16 protein-coding genes and 1 pseudogene are annotated in these 18,091 nt (G+C 53.6%); 10 read left to right on the forward strand and 7 right to left on the reverse strand.

The features are described from left to right. Positions 1–57 precede the first annotated feature (57 nt). The gene (gene wzz(fepE) / locus EA14781_RS09455) at positions 58–1,197 is read left to right on the forward strand and encodes an LPS O-antigen length regulator Wzz(fepE) (protein ID WP_000105753.1); all 1,140 of its coding nucleotides are present in this window, start codon (positions 58–60) and stop codon (positions 1,195–1,197) included. Here the strand turns inward: wzz(fepE) and fepC are convergent. Genes fepC through fepD form a run of 3 tightly spaced genes read right to left on the reverse strand, consistent with a single transcriptional unit; the run spans position 1,194 to position 3,999 of the window. Next, positions 1,194–2,009 carry an iron-enterobactin ABC transporter ATP-binding protein gene (fepC, locus tag EA14781_RS09460; protein ID WP_000140637.1) on the reverse strand — a complete coding sequence of 272 codons (816 nt, stop codon included), beginning with the start codon at positions 2,007–2,009 and terminating at the stop codon, positions 1,194–1,196. The two genes, wzz(fepE) and fepC, sit on opposite strands and share 4 nt — an antisense overlap. Next, complete coding sequence (gene fepG / locus EA14781_RS09465; protein WP_000633882.1) at positions 2,006–2,998, reverse strand: iron-enterobactin ABC transporter permease; 993 nt, start codon at positions 2,996–2,998, stop codon at positions 2,006–2,008. The genes fepC and fepG overlap by 4 nt, the downstream gene beginning before the upstream one ends. Beyond that, positions 2,995–3,999, reverse strand: a complete 1,005-nt coding sequence (gene fepD, locus EA14781_RS09470) for a Fe(3+)-siderophore ABC transporter permease (protein ID WP_002430228.1) — start codon at positions 3,997–3,999, stop codon at positions 2,995–2,997. The genes fepG and fepD overlap by 4 nt, the downstream gene beginning before the upstream one ends. 110 nt (positions 4,000–4,109) lie before the next feature. On the opposite strand from fepD, the gene entS reads away from it, so the two are divergent. Then, on the forward strand, positions 4,110–5,360 hold the full coding sequence (gene entS / locus EA14781_RS09475; protein ID WP_001041764.1) for an enterobactin transporter EntS: 1,251 nt from the start codon (positions 4,110–4,112) through the stop codon (positions 5,358–5,360). A gap of 3 nt (positions 5,361–5,363) precedes the next feature. Here the strand turns inward: entS and fepB are convergent, their stop codons facing one another. After that, positions 5,364–6,320 (reverse strand): Fe2+-enterobactin ABC transporter substrate-binding protein, encoded by a 957-nt coding sequence (gene fepB, locus EA14781_RS09480; protein WP_001234294.1) that lies wholly within the window; start codon positions 6,318–6,320, stop codon positions 5,364–5,366. A gap of 188 nt (positions 6,321–6,508) precedes the next feature. Here fepB and entC point away from each other — a divergent pair, with 188 nt between their 5' ends. From entC to EA14781_RS09515, 7 genes are all read left to right on the forward strand, one after another. Further along, positions 6,509–7,684 (forward strand): isochorismate synthase EntC, encoded by a 1,176-nt coding sequence (entC, locus tag EA14781_RS09485; RefSeq protein ID WP_002430226.1) that lies wholly within the window; start codon positions 6,509–6,511, stop codon positions 7,682–7,684. 9 nt (positions 7,685–7,693) lie between these two features. Beyond that, entirely contained in the window at positions 7,694–9,304 is a 1,611-nt protein-coding gene (entE, locus tag EA14781_RS09490; protein WP_000026830.1) for a (2,3-dihydroxybenzoyl)adenylate synthase EntE, read from the forward strand. Between the two features lie 13 nt (positions 9,305–9,317). Beyond that, positions 9,318–10,175 (forward strand): enterobactin biosynthesis bifunctional isochorismatase/aryl carrier protein EntB, encoded by an 858-nt coding sequence (gene entB, locus EA14781_RS09495; protein WP_001007126.1) that lies wholly within the window; start codon positions 9,318–9,320, stop codon positions 10,173–10,175. Further along, complete coding sequence (gene entA, locus EA14781_RS09500; protein WP_000347641.1) at positions 10,175–10,921, forward strand: 2,3-dihydro-2,3-dihydroxybenzoate dehydrogenase EntA; 747 nt, start codon at positions 10,175–10,177, stop codon at positions 10,919–10,921. The genes entB and entA overlap by 1 nt, the downstream gene beginning before the upstream one ends. A gap of 2 nt (positions 10,922–10,923) precedes the next feature. Further along, complete coding sequence (gene entH / locus EA14781_RS09505; RefSeq protein ID WP_000637939.1) at positions 10,924–11,337, forward strand: proofreading thioesterase EntH; 414 nt, start codon at positions 10,924–10,926, stop codon at positions 11,335–11,337. 180 nt (positions 11,338–11,517) lie between these two features. Further along, positions 11,518–13,623, forward strand: coding sequence for a pyruvate/proton symporter CstA (gene cstA, locus EA14781_RS09510; RefSeq protein ID WP_001043154.1), 2,106 nt, complete (start codon positions 11,518–11,520; stop codon positions 13,621–13,623). A gap of 120 nt (positions 13,624–13,743) precedes the next feature. Continuing rightward, complete coding sequence (locus EA14781_RS09515) at positions 13,744–13,941, forward strand: YbdD/YjiX family protein (RefSeq protein ID WP_000460431.1); 198 nt, start codon at positions 13,744–13,746, stop codon at positions 13,939–13,941. 9 nt (positions 13,942–13,950) lie between these two features. On the opposite strand, the gene hcxA is transcribed toward EA14781_RS09515, so the two are convergent. Next, positions 13,951–15,039 carry a hydroxycarboxylate dehydrogenase HcxA gene (gene hcxA, locus EA14781_RS09520; protein WP_001120482.1) on the reverse strand — a complete coding sequence of 363 codons (1,089 nt, stop codon included), beginning with the start codon at positions 15,037–15,039 and terminating at the stop codon, positions 13,951–13,953. A gap of 108 nt (positions 15,040–15,147) precedes the next feature. On the opposite strand from hcxA, the gene ybdL reads away from it, so the two are divergent. After that, positions 15,148–16,308, forward strand: coding sequence for a methionine-oxo-acid transaminase (ybdL, locus tag EA14781_RS09525; protein ID WP_000183902.1), 1,161 nt, complete (start codon positions 15,148–15,150; stop codon positions 16,306–16,308). On the opposite strand, the pseudogene EA14781_RS09530 reads toward ybdL, so the two are convergent. Then, positions 16,309–16,938, reverse strand: a pseudogene (locus EA14781_RS09530) (IbrB-like domain-containing protein). Next, the coding region (locus tag EA14781_RS09535; protein WP_042335554.1) for a phosphoadenosine phosphosulfate reductase at positions 16,911–18,091 on the reverse strand (1,181 nt) is incomplete at its 5' end. The gene EA14781_RS09535 and the pseudogene EA14781_RS09530, both read right to left, overlap by 28 nt.

Here is an 18,091-nt window from a genome sequence, read left to right on the forward strand (position 1 = left end):
ATAAAGTGTGCGCCGTGGAGATTTACCCCTATTGGACTCATTTTCAGGTTATACCGCATGTCAACACTGAATATTAAGCAGGAAAGCGACTCTCATTTTTCCGATTATCATCTGACGCCGCCCAGTAATAATGAAATTGATTTACTGAATCTTATCGATGTTTTGTGGCACGCCAAAAAACAGGTTATTGCTGTAGTTTTTGCCTTTGCCTGTGCAGGCTTACTGGTTTCTTTTCTTTTGCCGCAAAAATGGACCAGCTCAGCAGTCATCACCCCCGCAGAACCCATTCAGTGGCAGGATCTGGAGAAAACCTTCATCAACCTGCGTGTCCTGGATCTTGATGTAAATATCGATCGCGGCGGTGTATTTAATCTTTTTGTTAAGAAATTTCAGTCAGTGAGTTTGTTAGAAGAGTATCTTCGTTCTTCTCCTTATGTCATGGATCAGTTAAAAGAGGCGAACATCGATGAACTCGACTTGCATCGGGCTATTGTCGCATTAAGCGAAAAAATGAAAGCCGTCGATGACAATGCCAGTAAGAAAAAAGATGAACCCAGTCTGTATACCTCCTGGACATTGAGTTTCACCGCACCAACTGCCGAGGAAGCGCAAACAGTGTTAGCGGGATATATCGACTATATTTCCGCTATTGTGGTGAAAGAATCGATAGAAAATGTGCGTAATAAACTGGAAATCAGAACGCAGTTTGAAAAAGAGAAACTGGCCCAGGATCGGATAAAAACCAGAAATCAACTTGATGCAAATATTCAGCGCCTCAATTATTCACTGGATATAGCCAATGCTGCCGGAATAAAAAAAACCGTGTACAGCAATGGTCAGGCGGTAAAAGATGATCCCGATTTCTCTATTTCTCTCGGCGCTGATGGTATTGGACGTAAACTGGAAATTGAAAAGTCAGTCACCGATGTTGCGGAATTGAACGGTGAATTACGTAATCGTCAATATCTTGTTGAGCAATTAACAAAAGCAAATGTTGATGACGTTAAATTCATTCCGTTTAAATATCAATTAAGCCCATCGTTGCCGGTGAAAAAAGACGGTCCGGGTAAGGCGATTATCGTGATTCTTTCTGCGTTAATCGGCGGTATGGTTGCTTGTGGCGGCGTGCTTTTACGTCACGCGATGGCATCCAGAAAACAGGATGCCATGGTGGAAATGGAAGATCGGTTAGTTTAAATCATCGCGGTTGACGGTGCCGTTCGTCCGAGCGGCACCACTAATGGCGTACCAGCTACCGGATCATCAATAATCATGCAGCGCAGACCATAAATACGTTCAATCAGTTCAGCAGTGACAATCTCTTTCGGCGCTCCCTGAGCAACAATTTTCCCTTCCCGCAATGCAATCAAATGGCTGGCGTAACGACAGGCCTGATTAAGATCGTGCAGCACAGCCGCCAGCGTATAGCCTTTCTCGCGGTTCAGCTCGCTTAACAATTCCAGCAAATCAATCTGATGACTGATATCCAGCCAGGTGGTAGGTTCGTCAAGCAGCATAATCGCTGTTTCCTGGGCCAGCACCATCGCGATCCACGCTCGCTGGCGTTGCCCACCGGAGAGGGTATCAACGCTTTGATTCGCCAGATGAGTGATTCCCGTGGCCTGCATCGCTTTTGCGACTGCCTCTTCATCTTCTTTGCGCCAGCGGGTAAACAGCGGTTGATGCGGATACCGCCCACGCGCCACCAGCTCCTGCACGGTGATATCCCCCGGCGTGGTGGCGTTTTGCGCCAGCAGACCAATCCGGCGTGCGACCTCTTTACTGGCGTAATGTTGAATGTGCTCGCCATCCAGCCAGACATGCCCGTGAGCAGGCGTCATCAGGCGGCTTAAAGTACGCAGTAATGTGGATTTACCGCAGCCATTTGGCCCGATAATTGCTGTGAAGTGACCATCAGGAATTTCCACGGTTAAATTTTCCGCAACGGTATATTTGCCATATCCGAGGGTTAACTGTTCGCCGCGCAAACGGGCTACTGATTCGGTCATTTTTTGCGAGACTCCTGAATTAACAAGACGATAAGGTAAATACCGCCGAGGCTGACAGTGACAACGCCAACCGGAAGTTGATATGGCATAAACAGTTGCTGAGCGCAGAGATCTGCTGCCAGCAGTAACAGCGCCCCGCACAGCGCCGCCTGGGTCAGCCCCCAGCGAGCGGTGCCGCTAATGCGTCGGGCAATGTGCGGCGCGACTAAAGCAATAAAGGAAATCGGTCCGGCAAGGGCCGTTGCCGCAGCGGTAAGCACCACCGCCACCAGCATCATTAACAGGCGCGAACGTTCGACGCTGACGCCCAGCGCACACGCGGTGTCATCGCCCATCTCCAGCAAGCGCATCCGGCGTACCAGTAAGGCGGCGGCAATTAGCATCAATATAATGATGGGTGCAGAAGGTGAGGTTTTTGCCCACGTCAGGCCGTTGAGCGATCCGGCATTCCACAAACCTGCTGTTAACGCCGTTTCTAAAGATGCTTTCAGCAACAGCCAGGTATTAAAGGCCACCAGCATGGCGCGAACGCCGATACCGATAATAATCAATCGAAAGGTGTCGATACCGTTACGCCAGGCGAGCAGCCAGACCAGCAGCGAGGTGACAATGCCCCCCGCCATTGCTGCCAGCGCAATCGCTGTCAGGTCCTGACCAAACAGCACCATCGCCACCAGCACGCCGCTCCACGCTCCGGTGTTAAAGCCCATTACGTCAGGGCTGCCGAGCGGGTTACGCATCAGCGACTGAAAAATCGCGCCGCTGACGCCCAGCGCCGCACCAATCAACAGCGCCATCAGCACCCGCGGTAAACGCCATTCGGTGACCACCATCGTCATACTGCGCGGCGCATCGCCCATCAACGCGGCGAATACCTGCGAGGTTTCCAGCGTGACGGCACCGCTGCGTAATCCCCAGATGCCCGCCACAATACAGGCAGTTATCAACAGCAGACAGGTGATAAATAATCGGCGAGAGACGGTGATCATGCGCCACCTCGCGTTTTCCGTCGCACGAGGAAGATCAATACCGGCGCGCCAATAAAGGCACTGACTACGGAAACGCGCAGCTCGCCGGGCACAATCACACGCCCGATGATATCAGCGAACAGCAGCAGGGCAGGGGTTGCGAGCAGCGTGACGGGCAGCGACCAGCGATGATCGGCCCCCACCAGCCAGCGCGCCATGTGCGGCATCATCAGGCCAATAAAGGCAATCGGCCCTACCACCGCCGTCGCACTACCGCAAAGCACGGTTATTGCCAGCAGGCCAATCAGCTGTGTGCGTGCCACGCGGCTACCCAGCGCCGTCGCGGTGTCGCTGCCGAGGCTCAAACTGTTCAGCGCGCGGCTCAGTAATAATGCGGTTGCTCCGGCGATCAGTACCGGGATCAGCACCACTTTTAAGGTGTGTAAATTACGAATGTCCAGCGATCCAGCTTGCCAGAAACGCAATTGATCGTAGACGTCAGGGTTAAGCAGAGCGATGCCGCTGGTGAGTCCTTCCAGCACCGCCGCCAGCGCCACGCCTGCCAGAGTTAAACGTACCGGACTTAACTGCCCGCCGCCCTGGCTGCCGGTAAAGGCGACAATCAACGAGGCCACCAGCGCCCCGGCGAAGGCCATCGCCAGTTGTTCCTGAGCGGAAGAATAACCAAACAGCGCCGCGCCCAGCACAATGGCAAAGCTGGCACCGGCGTTTACGCCAAGCAAACCGGGATCGGCAAGTGGGTTTCGGGTGAGGGTTTGCATTAACGCTCCGGCAAGGCCAAGCGCGCCGCCCGCCAGTAAACCGGCAAGGGTGCGCGGCAGTCTGGCATCGAGCACAATGGTGCAGTCGGCGCTCTGGCAGGTGCCAGAGAGGGCCTCCAGCACTACGGAAGCGGGAAGCGATTTTGCCCCAATGAGCAGACTTAATGTCGTTGCGATAATCAGTAATAACAGTAATCCGGGCACGGCAATAGCGCGTGTCACGGCAACAGAACCAGACATACTAACTTCCATGATAATGAAATTAATTATCGTTATCGATCTTATTTGGATATGTTAGCATGTGCAGCCTAAGAATAGGTATTTAAAATATTTGATGGCAAGGCATTGTAATGAATAAACAATCCTGGCTGCTTAACCTCAGCCTGTTGAAAACGCATCCGGCGTTTCGCGCAGTATTCCTCGCTCGTTTTATCTCTATTGTTTCTCTGGGTTTGCTCGGCGTCGCGGTGCCAGTGCAGATCCAGATGATGACGCATTCTACCTGGCTGGTGGGGCTTTCGGTGACGCTGACCGGCGGGGCGATGTTTGTCGGCTTGATGGTCGGCGGTGTGCTGGCGGATCGCTATGAGCGCAAAAAAGTGATTTTGCTGGCGCGCGGCACCTGTGGCATTGGTTTTATTGGTCTGTGCCTGAACGCGCTGCTACCGGAGCCATCTCTATTGGCAATCTATTTACTCGGTTTATGGGATGGTTTTTTCGCATCGCTTGGCGTTACTGCGCTACTGGCGGCGACACCTGCACTGGTAGGGCGTGAAAACTTAATGCAGGCCGGGGCGATCACCATGTTGACCGTGCGTCTGGGGTCGGTGATTTCGCCCATGATTGGCGGTTTATTGCTGGCGACCGGAGGCGTGGCCTGGAACTACGGGCTGGCGGCGGCGGGCACGTTTATTACCTTGCTACCGTTGTTAAGCCTTCCGGCACTGCCACCGCCACCGCAGCCGCGCGAACATCCGGTGAAATCATTGTTGGCAGGATTTCGTTTTCTGCTCGCCAGCCCGCTGGTAGGCGGTATTGCGCTGCTGGGGGGATTGTTAACGATGGCGAGTGCGGTGCGGGTACTGTATCCGGCGCTGGCTGACAACTGGCAGATGTCGGCGGTGCAGATTGGTTTTCTCTATGCGGCAATTCCGCTTGGTGCGGCTATTGGCGCGTTAACCAGCGGGAAACTGGCGCATAGTGCACGGCCAGGGTTATTGATGTTGCTCTCCACGTTGGGAGCGTTCCTCGCCATTGGTCTGTTTGGCCTGATGCCGATGTGGATTTTAGGCGTGGTTTGTCTGGCGCTGTTCGGCTGGCTGAGCGCGGTTAGTTCGTTGCTGCAATACACAATGCTGCAAACGCAAACCCCGGAGGCGATGTTAGGGCGGATTAACGGTTTGTGGACGGCGCAGAATGTGACGGGCGATGCGATTGGCGCGGCGTTGTTGGGCGGTCTGGGGGCGATGATGACGCCGGTGGCCTCCGCAAGCGCGAGCGGTTTTGGTTTGTTGATTATCGGCGTGTTGTTGTTGCTGGTGCTGGTGGAGTTACGCCGTTTTCGCCAGACGCTGCCGCAAGCGGCAGCGTCTGAAAGCTAATCATTAAAACAGCGTCTTAAGTCGTTCCAGCACTTGCATAGCGCTGTAGTAATCCAGACGGAATGTCTCAGTTCCCAGCGCGTAAACCTGCTTGTTCTGTACTGCAGGCAGGTGCGCGAGCAGCGGGTTGGCATAAATGGCATCAGCGTCTTTCTGATCGCCTGCGAACAGGAACAGTGACTCGCCGTTTAATCCCGCCGCCAGATTTTCTCCGCCAAGCTGAACAATATCATGGCGTTTACCCTGGCTTTGGCTGGCGTTTACCCCTGCGGGCAACTTCGCCAGCGTAAAGCCAAGCTGTTCCAGCATTTGCCCTTGTGCCGATTCCGGCGTCCAGAGATTGGCGCTGTGTGCGGCTGCGGTGTAGACAATGGCAGTGACTGGCTGCGGCGGTAATTTTATTTGCTCTTTCGCCGCCGCCAGTTGCTTATCAAACTGCGCAATTCTCTCCGCTGCTTGTTTCTCATGCCCGGTAATTTCGCCAAGCTGTGTTAACAGCGACTGCCAGCTTTTGTCGTCGTAATTGATGATTAACGTTGGCGCAATGGTGGAAAGCTGATCGTACAACGCCAGTGCCGAATCACCGCCGGTTGCGCTGATTAAAATCAGATCCGGCATTTGCGCGGCAACGGCTTCGGCGTTCGGTTCGCCGATATAGAGACGTTGCAGTTTGCGTTCCTTCGCCACCTCGCTCCACTGGCGTAAAAAGCCCTGGCCATCTGCTACGCGGTTATTTGGCGTGGTCGCGCCGCTGGCAATCACTGGGGCATCAATCGCCAGCAGCGAACCTGTCAGCGTAACGCTGGTAGAGACAATGCGCTGTGGCTGGCTTTCTAGGGTATGGCTGCCGTGGCTGTCAGTCACCTGACGCGGCCAGCCGGCGGCCTGCACTGCGGATATTCCTGAAAGCAAAAGTCCTGTTAAGAAAAGGGTCTTACGGTAGAGCGGGGCGAGTCTCACAAGTCAGCTTCCTGTTATTAGTGAAGTTAATGCTTCTCATTTTCATTGTAACTACAAACAGATGCAAGCCTGAGTCACAGATTGTGTTGCGGCAAGAGTTGACATAGTGCCCGTTTGCTTTTAGGTTAGCGACCGAAAATATAAATGATAATCATTATTAAAGCCTTTATCATTTTGTGGAGGATGATATGGATACGTCACTGGCTGAGGAAGTACAGCAGACCATGGCAACACTTGCGCCAAATCGCTTTTTCTTTATGTCGCCGTACCGCAGTTTTACGACGTCAGGATGTTTCGCCCGCTTCGATGAACCCGCAGTGAACGGGGATTCGCCCGACAGTCCCTTCCAGCAGAAACTCGCTGCGCTGTTTGCCGATGCCAAATCGCAGGGCATCAAAAATCCGCTGCTGGTTGGGGCGATTCCCTTCGATCCTCGTCAACCCTCATCGCTGTATATTCCTGAGTCCTGGCAGCCTTTTTCTCGTAAAGAAAAACAAACCTCCGCGCGCCGTTTTACTCGCAGTCAGTCGCTGAATGTGGTGGAGCGTCAGGCAATTCCAGAACAAGCCACGTTTGAACAAATGGTTGCCCGTGCTGCAAAGCTTACTGCCACGCCGCAAGTCGACAAAGTGGTGCTGTCACGGCTGATTGATATCACCACCGATGCTGCCATCGATAGCGGCGTATTGCTGGAACGGTTGATTGCGCAAAACCCGGTTAGTTACAACTTCCATGTGCCGTTGGCAGATGGCGGCGTCCTGCTCGGAGCCAGCCCGGAACTGCTGTTACGTAAAGACGGCGAGCGTTTTAGCTCCATTCCGTTAGCCGGTTCCGCGCGTCGTCAGCCGGATGAAGTTCTCGATCGCGAAGCGGGTAATCGTCTGCTGGCGTCAGAAAAAGATCGCCATGAACACGAGCTGGTGACTCAGGCGATGAAAGAAGTGTTGCGTGAACGCAGTAGTGAATTACAAGTTCCATCTTTCCCACAACTGATTACCACGCCAACGTTGTGGCATCTTGCAACGCCGTTTGAGGGCAAAGCGAATTCGCAAGAAAACGCACTGACGCTGGCGTGTCTGTTGCATCCGACTCCTGCTCTGAGTGGTTTTCCTCATCAGGCTGCAACTCAAGTGATTGCTGAACTGGAGCCATTCGACCGGGAACTGTTTGGCGGCATTGTCGGCTGGTGTGACAGCGAAGGTAACGGCGAGTGGGTCGTGACCATCCGCTGCGCGAAACTGCGGGAAAACAGGGTCCGTCTGTTTGCCGGAGCAGGGATTGTGCCTGCGTCATCGCCGCTGGGCGAGTGGCGAGAAACGGGCGTCAAACTTTCTACCATGTTGAACGTTTTTGGGCTGCATTAAGGAGCGAGGATGAGCATTCCATTTACCCGCTGGCCGGAAGAATTTGCCCGTCGTTATCGGGAAAAAGGCTACTGGCAGGATTTGCCGCTGACCGACATTCTGACCCGCCATGCCGCAAGCGACAGTATCGCGGTCATCGATGGTGAGCGCCAGCTGAGTTACCGCCAGTTGAATCAGGCGGCAAATAATCTTGCTTGTCGTCTACGTCGTCAGGGAATTAAATCCGGTGAAACCGCGCTGGTACAGTTGGGTAATGTTGCTGAACTGTACATTACCTTTTTCGCCCTGCTGAAACTGGGCGTTGCGCCAGTGCTGGCGTTGTTCAGCCATCAGCGTAGTGAACTGAACGCCTATGCCAGCCAGATTGAACCCGCATTGCTGATTGCCGATCGCCAACATGCGCTGTTTAGCGGGAATGATTTCCTCAATACATTTGTTGCAGAGCATTCCTCCATTCGCGTGGTGCAACTGCACAACGACAGCGGTGAGCATAATTTGCAGGATGCGATTAACCATCCGGCAGAGGATTTTACTGCCACACCGTCACCTGCCGATGAAGTGGCCTATTTCCAGCTTTCCGGCGGTACTACTGGCACGCCGAAGCTGATCCCGCGTACTCATAACGACTATTACTACAGCGTGCGCCGTAGCGTCGAGATTTGTCAGTTCACGCAACAGACACGCTACCTGTGCGCGATCCCGGCAGCTCACAACTACGCCATGAGTTCACCGGGATCGCTGGGTGTCTTTCTTGCTGGGGGAACGGTCGTTCTGGCAGCCGATCCCAGCGCTACGCTCTGTTTTCCACTAATTGCAAAACACCAGGTTAACGTTACTGCGCTGGTGCCGCCGGCTGTCAGCCTGTGGTTACAGGCGCTGGCGGAAGGTGAAAACCGGACGCAGCTTGCTTCGCTGAAACTGTTACAGGTCGGCGGCGCTCGTCTTTCTGCCACGCTGGCGGCGCGTATTCCGACAGAGATTGGTTGCCAGTTGCAGCAAGTGTTCGGCATGGCGGAAGGGCTGGTGAATTACACCCGTCTCGATGATAGCGCGGAGAAAATTATTCATACCCAGGGCTACCCGATGTGTCCCGACGACGAAGTGTGGGTTGCTGACGCTGACGGAAATCCGCTGCCGCAAGGGGAGGTGGGACGCCTGATGACGCGCGGGCCGTATACCTTTCGCGGCTATTACAAAAGCCCACAGCACAATGCCAGCGCCTTTGATGCCAACGGTTTTTATTGCTCCGGCGATCTGATCTCTATTGATCCAGACGGTTACATCACAGTGCAGGGGCGTGAGAAAGATCAGATCAACCGTGGCGGCGAGAAGATCGCTGCCGAAGAGATCGAAAACCTGTTACTGCGCCATCCGGCGGTGATCTACGCCGCACTGGTGAGCATGGAAGACGAGCTGATGGGCGAAAAAAGCTGTGCTTATCTGGTGGTGAAAGAACCGCTGCGCGCAGTGCAGGTGCGTCGCTTTCTGCGTGAACAGGGTATCGCAGAATTTAAATTACCGGATCGCGTGGAGTGTGTGGATTCACTTCCGCTGACGGCGGTCGGGAAAGTCGATAAAAAACAATTACGTCAGTGGCTGGCGTCACGCGCACCAGCCTGAAGGAGAGAACACGATGGCTATTCCAAAATTACAGGCTTACGCACTGCCGGAGTCTCACGATATTCCGAAGAATAAAGTTGACTGGGCCTTTGAACCACAACGTGCCGCGTTGTTAATCCATGATATGCAGGATTATTTTGTCAGCTTTTGGGGCGAAAATTGCCCGATGATGGAGCAGGTGATCGCTAACATTGCCGCGCTGCGTGACTACTGCAAACAGAGCAATATTCCGGTTTATTACACCGCCCAACCGAAAGAACAGAGTGATGAAGATCGGGCATTACTGAATGATATGTGGGGGCCGGGCCTGACTCGTTCGCCAGAACAGCAAAAAGTGGTGGAGCGCCTGACGCCAGACGCCGATGATACGGTGCTGGTGAAGTGGCGCTACAGCGCGTTTCATCGCTCTCCGCTGGAGCAAATGCTCAAAGAGAGTGGGCGTAACCAACTAATTATTACCGGGGTATATGCACATATTGGCTGCATGACCACCGCAACCGACGCATTTATGCGCGATATTAAACCGTTTATGGTGGCGGATGCGCTGGCCGATTTCAGCCGTGACGAGCATTTGATGTCGCTGAAATATGTGGCCGGACGTTCTGGCCGGGTGGTGATGACTGAAGAACTCTTGCCAGCACCTATCCCCGCCAGCAAAGAGGCGCTGCGTGAGGTGATCCTGCCGTTGCTGGACGAGTCTGATGAACCGTTCGATGACGACAACCTTATCGACTACGGTCTGGATTCGGTGCGTATGATGTCACTGGCGGCACGTTGGCGCAAAGTGCACGGCGATATCGATTTTGTCATGCTGGCGAAAAATCCGACCATTGACGCCTGGTGGAAACTGCTCTCCCGCGAGGTGAAATAATGGATTTCAGCGGCAAAAATGTCTGGGTAACCGGCGCAGGTAAAGGTATCGGTTACGCTACGGCGCTGGCGTTTGTTGAGGCAGGAGCGAAAGTTACAGGTTTTGATCAAGCGTTCGCTCAGGAGCAATATCCCTTTGCGACCGAAGTGATGGATGTTGCCGATGCTGTGCAGGTGGCGCAGGTATGTCAGCGACTGTTAGCTGAAACGGAGCGACTGGACGTGCTGGTCAATGCGGCGGGAATTTTGCGCATGGGCGCGACAGACCAACTGAGCAAAGAGGACTGGCAGCAGACTTTTGCGGTCAACGTCGGCGGCGCATTTAACCTGTTCCAGCAAACCATGAACCAGTTTCGCCGTCAGCGGGGCGGGGCGATTGTCACCGTAGCGTCCGATGCCGCACACACGCCGCGTATTGGTATGAGTGCTTACGGTGCGTCAAAAGCGGCGCTGAAAAGCCTGGCGCTGAGCGTCGGGCTGGAACTGGCAGGTAGCGGCGTGCGCTGTAATGTGGTTTCGCCGGGCTCCACCGACACCGATATGCAACGCATGCTATGGGTGAGCGATGACGCTGAAGAGCAGCGTATTCGCGGCTTTGGTGAGCAGTTTAAACTCGGCATTCCGCTGGGGAAAATTGCCCGCCCACAGGAGATTGCCAATACGATTTTGTTCCTCGCCTCTGATCTCGCCAGCCATATCACCCTACAGGATATCGTGGTGGATGGCGGCTCGACGTTGGGAGCATAACGGTGATCTGGAAACGCCATTTAACACTCGATGAGCTGAACGCCACCAGCGATAACACAATGGTGGCGCATCTGGGAATTGTGTATACCCGTCTGGGCGATGATGTGCTGGAGGCTGAAATGCCGGTTGATATGCGTACTCATCAGCCGTTTGGTCTGTTGCATGGCGGAGCGTCGGCGGCGCTGGCGGAAACGCTGGGATCGATGGCCGGATTTATGATGACTCGCGACGGGCAATGCGTGGTAGGCACGGAACTTAACGCCACACATCATCGTCCGGTGTCTGAGGGCAAGGTGCGCGGCGTCTGCCAGCCGCTGCATCTTGGGCGGCAAAACCAGAGTTGGGAAATCGTCGTTTTCGATGAACAGGGGCGGCGTTGTTGCACCTGTCGACTGGGAACGGCGGTATTGGGATGAACCCGACAAAGTTGAATGATATTGCTGTAAAACTCGGTTAACGGAGTGATCGAGTTAACATTGTTAAGTTAAATATTGGTTTCAGTTCCGATTTGTATAGTTGCCGTGTTGTTAAATTGTACAAAGGTGTTATAGAAACAAAATGTAACATCTCTATGGACACGCACACGGATAACAATTATGAACAAGTCAGGGAAATACCTCGTCTGGACAGTGCTCTCTGTAATGGGGGCATTTGCGCTGGGATACATTGCTTTAAATCGTGGGGAACAGATCAACGCGCTGTGGATTGTGGTGGCGTCGGTCTGTATCTATCTGATCGCTTACCGTTTTTATGGTCTGTATATCGCCAAAAATGTGCTGGCGGTTGACCCGACGCGTATGACGCCCGCGGTGCGCCATAACGACGGGTTGGACTATGTGCCGACGGATAAGAAAGTGCTGTTCGGTCACCATTTTGCGGCTATCGCCGGAGCAGGCCCGCTGGTGGGGCCGGTACTGGCGGCGCAAATGGGCTACCTGCCGGGGATGATCTGGCTGCTTGCCGGGGTGGTGCTTGCCGGAGCGGTACAGGATTTCATGGTGCTGTTTGTTTCCACGCGCCGTGACGGTCGCTCGCTGGGTGAGCTGGTCAAAGAAGAGATGGGGCCAACCGCCGGGGTGATTGCGCTGGTAGCCTGCTTTATGATCATGGTCATCATCCTTGCTGTGCTGGCTATGATTGTGGTGAAAGCCCTGACGCATAGCCCGTGGGGAACATACACTGTTGCGTTCACCATTCCGCTGGCGCTGTTTATGGGGATCTACCTGCGCTATCTGCGTCCGGGTCGCATTGGCGAAGTATCGGTCATCGGTCTGGTGTTCCTGATTTTCGCTATTATCTCTGGCGGCTGGGTGGCGGAAAGCCCGACCTGGGCGCCGTACTTTGACTTTACCGGCGTGCAGTTGACCTGGATGCTGGTGGGCTACGGTTTTGTGGCGGCGGTGTTACCCGTGTGGTTGCTGCTGGCTCCGCGTGACTACCTCTCTACCTTCCTGAAAATCGGGACTATCGTCGGTCTGGCTGTAGGCATTTTGATTATGCGCCCGACGCTGACCATGCCTGCGTTGACCAAATTTGTCGATGGCACTGGCCCGGTATGGACAGGTAATTTGTTCCCGTTCCTGTTTATCACTATCGCCTGTGGTGCGGTATCTGGTTTCCATGCGCTGATCTCTTCCGGCACCACGCCGAAGATGCTGGCGAATGAAGGGCAGGCGTGCTTTATCGGCTACGGCGGGATGTTAATGGAATCCTTCGTGGCGATTATGGCGCTGGTTTCCGCCTGTATCATCGATCCGGGCGTGTATTTCGCCATGAACAGCCCGATGGCGGTGTTGGCTCCGGCGGGTACGGCGGATGTGGTAGCTTCTGCTGCGCAGGTGGTGAGTAGCTGGGGCTTTGCGATTACCCCGGATACGTTAAGCCAGATTGCCAGCGAAGTGGGTGAACAGTCGATCATTTCCCGTGCGGGCGGTGCGCCGACGCTGGCGGTGGGGATGGCCTACATTCTGCACGGTGCGCTGGGCGGTATGATGGATGTGGCGTTCTGGTATCACTTCGCCATTCTGTTTGAAGCACTGTTTATTTTGACGGCGGTAGATGCCGGTACGCGTGCTGCGCGCTTTATGTTGCAGGATCTGCTGGGCGTGGTTTCTCCGGGTCTGAAACGGACCGACTCACTGCCAGCTAACCTGTTGGCAACGGCGCTGTGCGTACTGGCGTGGGGCTACTTCTTGCATCAGGGCGTGGTCGATCCGCTGGGCGGTATTAACACTCTGTGGCCGCTGTTTGGTATTGCCAACCAGATGCTGGCGGGTATGGCGCTGATGCTTTGTGCCGTGGTGTTGTTCAAGATGAAACGTCAACGTTACGCCTGGGTAGCGCTGGTGCCAACGGCCTGGCTGCTGATTTGTACCCTGACCGCAGGCTGGCAGAAAGCGTTTAGCCCGGATGCGAAAGTCGGCTTCCTGGCGATTGCTAACAAGTTCCAGGCAATGATCGACAGCGGCAATATTCCGTCGCAGTACACCGAATCACAACTGGCACAACTGGTGTTCAACAACCGTCTCGATGCCGGGTTGACCATCTTCTTTATGGTGGTTGTGGTGGTTCTGGCGCTGTTCTCGATTAAGACGGCACTGGCGGCATTAAAAGAGTCGAAGCCGACGGCGAAAGAAACGCCGTATGAGCCGATGCCGGAAAATGTCGAGGAGATCGTGGCGCAGGCAAAAGGCGCGCACTAAAGTCAGTGTGAGGGGGGAATGTGCCGAGTGTGTTCCCCTCACGCTTAGCATTTCCAGGCCGGATAAGGCGGTTACGCCGCATCCGGCACTCTCTCAGCAACCTGATTACCGGAGGTATTGATGTTTGATTCACTGGCAAAAGCCGGAAAATATTTAGGTCAGGCGGCGAAGCTGATGATTGGTATGCCTGATTACGACAACTATGTTGAACATATGCGGGTTAACCATCCTGATCAAACACCGATGACCTACGAGGAGTTTTTCCGTGAGCGGCAGGACGCGCGCTACGGTGGAAAAGGCGGCGCGCGCTGCTGTTAAATCTGCATGTCAGGCTTTAAACGATTCCACTTTTTCTAACGCAGCACGCAACGTATCAGGTGTCAGCGTGACGGGTAGATAATGAATGGATTCCACCGGACGCAAGGTGTGGGCAATCACTTTGTCGATCTCCGCCTGATTATTGATATCCACTTCCAGCTCCGCCAGCGTAGTCGGCAGATGAAAACGCTGATACGCCCCGGTTAATTGCGCCAGCACATCATCCTGACCCAGCAAGGCGCTTTGCACCAGAATTCCGTAAGCGACTTTGGTGCCGTGGAGAAATTTCTCAGTTTGCGGCAGTACTGTCAGACCGTTATGCACGGCATGGGCCGCCGCCACTCGCGTAAAACGATCGCCCAGACCACCGACCATTCCGCCTCCGGCGATAATCGCATCCACCACATCGCAAAATGATTGTGTTAGTTGCTGATTTTGCTGATCGGCAAGCGCCTGCTCGCTACTATTTAACAAAACGTCGCGAATGGTCTGCGCGTTATTGATCCCCAGCCGCACGGTTAGCGGCAAGTTATCTGGTTGCGGGGCCAGCACCACCGCTTCATACCATTTCGCCAGTGTGTCACCAATCCCCGCCAACAGATATTCTTGCGGTGCTTTGAGGATAATCTCCGGTTCCACCAGCAGCATAAAATTGGCGTCGTCGAAAATCTCATAATGCAGCGCCTGTCCGGCATCGTTATACCAGACAGAGAGCGGTGTCCAGGCGGCGCAGGTCGCGGCGATCGTCGGAACGGCAACAAACGGCAGACCGAGACGACGGGCGAGGGCTTTCGCGGTGTCGAGCAGTGCGCCGCCGCCGACGCCAATCACTACGCTGCGATCGTCACCGGACTCTGCTGCCAGCAGTTGCACATTGCTTTCGCTGCAATGACCGCGAAACAAAATATGCTTTGCCCCTGGCTGTTCAAATGCAGGCGGCAGTTTGGCTTGCGCCGCAGCAATGGCGCGCTCGCCGTAGATCCACACCGCGCGAGAAAGCTGTTCATTGGTGAAAAAATCATGCAGGCGATTCAGACTTCCGGGATGAGAAAAGTAGTTAGCCGGGCCGACGACCACGCGGATAGGATTGTGAGGCATGTTGTGTTGTCCTTATTGTTTTATTTAGACATCCAAACGTCTTGATTGCCAAATACTAGCATCGTGTTATAGTGCCTTCAACACACAACTTCGTCAGGCACAATAAAAATGACAAATAACCCTCTGATTCCACAAAGCAAACTTCCACAACTTGGCACCACTATTTTCACCCAGATGAGCGCGCTGGCGCAGCAGTGCCAGGCGATTAACCTGTCACAAGGCTTTCCCGATTTTGATGGTCCGCGCTATTTGCAGGAACGGCTGGCGTACCATGTTTCTCAGGGCGCAAACCAGTACGCGCCCATGACTGGCGTGCAGGTATTACGCGAGGCAATTGCTCAGAAAACGGAACGGCTGTATGGCTATCAACCGGATGCCGACAGCGATATCACCGTAACGGCAGGGGCGACGGAGGCGTTATACGCGGCGATAACCGCATTGGTGCGCAATGGCGACGAAGTGATTTGTTTTGATCCCAGCTATGACAGTTACGCGCCAGCTATTGCTCTATCGGGGGGAATAGTGAAACGCATTGCGCTACAACCGCTGCATTTTCGTGTTGACTGGCAAGAATTTGCTGAGCTACTGAGCGAGCGCACCCGGCTGGTGATCCTCAATACGCCGCATAATCCCAGCGCCACGGTCTGGCAGCAGGCTGATTTCGCCGCTTTGTGGCAGGCAATTGCCGGGCACGAGATTTTTGTCATTAGCGACGAAGTCTACGAGCACATCAACTTTTCACAACAGGGCCATGCCAGCGTGCTGGCACATCCGCAGCTGCGTGAGCGGGCGGTGGCGGTGTCATCGTTTGGCAAGACCTATCATATGACCGGCTGGAAAGTGGGTTATTGCGTTGCGCCAGCCCCCATCAGCGCTGAGATCCAAAAAGTGCATCAGTATTTGACCTTTTCGGTGAATACCCCGGCGCAACTGGCACTTGCCGATATGCTACGCGCAGAACCAGAACATTATCTTGCGTTACCTGAATTTTATCGCCAGAAGCGCGATATTCTGGTGAACGCCTTAAGCGAAAGCAGGCTGGAGATTTTACCCTGCGAAGGTACTTACTTTTTACTGGTAGATTACAGCGCCGTTTCTACAATGGATGATGTTGAGTTTTGCCAGTGGCTGACGCGGGAGCATGGCGTGGCGGCGATTCCGCTATCGGTGTTTTGCGCCGATCCCTTCCCACATAAACTGATTCGTCTCTGTTTTGCCAAGAAGGAGTCGACGTTGCTGGCGGCGGCTGATCGTCTGCGTCGGTTGTAGTTATTTGACGGTCCAGGCGCGGGAATATTGACGGTCGGCGAACAATTTGTGCAGGCCGTTGATTTGCTTCAGACGCAACACTTCATCGCTATCCATACCCAATTCTTTGCTGATTTTATTATCATCCCACCCCAACTGGCTCAGTTCGCGAACGATCTCTGACATTGCTGTGATTTGATGGCGACCACGGGCGCGGTTATGGCGAATAGTTGCGGCAATACGTTCATGACGATCGCCCTCCAGGCAGGTTACAGGTAGATAGCCTTTTAAGCGTAATGTCAATGTTGAAGCGCTTTTGCCAATTTCATGGCGGTGAAAACCATCAACAATTTCAAGTGCATTGGCATGGGTGTTAGTTACCACAATGGGCTGCGTAAACCCGTCAATTTCAATGGATTTTTGCAGCAGCCGTTTCTCAGGCGGCGCTACGTTATTTGGGTTGTAATCATTCGGAACAAGTTGGGTATTTTTAACTCATAGAACACAATCAACCGGTTCTTCCCGGAAAGGGCTAACTTTATGAATCGCCATTCGGATCTCATTAATGGCTTTAATGCGAGCTTCTTCCGGTAAGCTGGCGAGAAATTGGGTTAAATCCTGCGTTAATCGTTGTTGCATAGTATTCCCCATTCCTGACGTTTTCCTTTTATCCGTTCGTTATAACGCTGATAATTTTTCGCTTTTGTTGGACTAAAAGATAATGCCCGACACCAGTAATCATTATTGAGCAACACCTTGCATATCCGTCGCCAGGAGGGGATATCTTTTGAGCCTGTATCCCCTTGTTGGGTCTGCGGAATTTCGATGCCTTTTTTCTGATACCAATGCAAATAAACGGCAATTTTATTACGGTAATGTTCAGCCGTTTTCTCAGGCATGCTGCTGAGCAGCAACAGTGCATAATCTTGCCAGTCCAGGTGTTCTGGTTTGAGGATCTTCCTGTGGCCGTAGAATTTATTGTCGTGACCGGCGTAGACCCCTCCGCTTTTAACGCCGCTGACCCGTGTGCACATAGCCCCCCAACGTTCAGGTTCGATAACGTGATACAGCCATAAACCTTGTCGTTGCTCCGGGCCAAACGGTTCGCAAATTCGCATATGCCGCAGAGGGACGCCTGCCTGATACATTAAGTTATACAAGGCATTACATTCGCAGGAGGTCTTCGCATACCAGGTCCAGATATCGGCCACTTTCCAGTCGTAGATGGGGTAAACGTACCAACTGTGTCCGCCTGGCGCAGCAGTAGTCCAGGGCTTATCGTCGGCAAAACGCTGTTTATTTAAACTGGCGATGGCGACAAAACGGTTATAGGACTCATCAGCGCGGATGCCGATCATCATCGCTGCCGGACGTTTTTGCGAAAACCAATCGGCAAATTCACGCACGAATTGTTCGAAGGTCATTCCGGGTTGATAAAACGAGAAAAATTCAGGATCGATTATTGCGTCTTCTGGTGGCTGACGCACCCATTCAATACCCGGTTCCCAACATTGCCATTCTGGTTGATATTGGGAAAGAGAATTTTGCGTTGTTAATGGCAGCGCTACCCAGTAAAACGCTTCAGTGACGTCGGCATATTGTTTCCGTAGAGACTGGACATAGTCGATGGTGTAGGTAAACTGCGCTTCCCAATCGATGAATAAAATATAAATTTTTTTATTGAGTTTTCTCGCCAGTTCCGCGGTCAGATGGAGCATTAAACCAGAATCTTTACCGCCAGAAAAAGACACGCATACGCGAGGCTGGGTATTGAGTGTCCAGGTGATACGGTCTTGCGCTGCGG

This window comes from Escherichia albertii NBRC 107761 = DSM 17582 (genome assembly GCF_000759775.1).
In the GTDB taxonomy this organism is placed as follows: domain Bacteria; phylum Pseudomonadota; class Gammaproteobacteria; order Enterobacterales; family Enterobacteriaceae; genus Escherichia; species Escherichia albertii.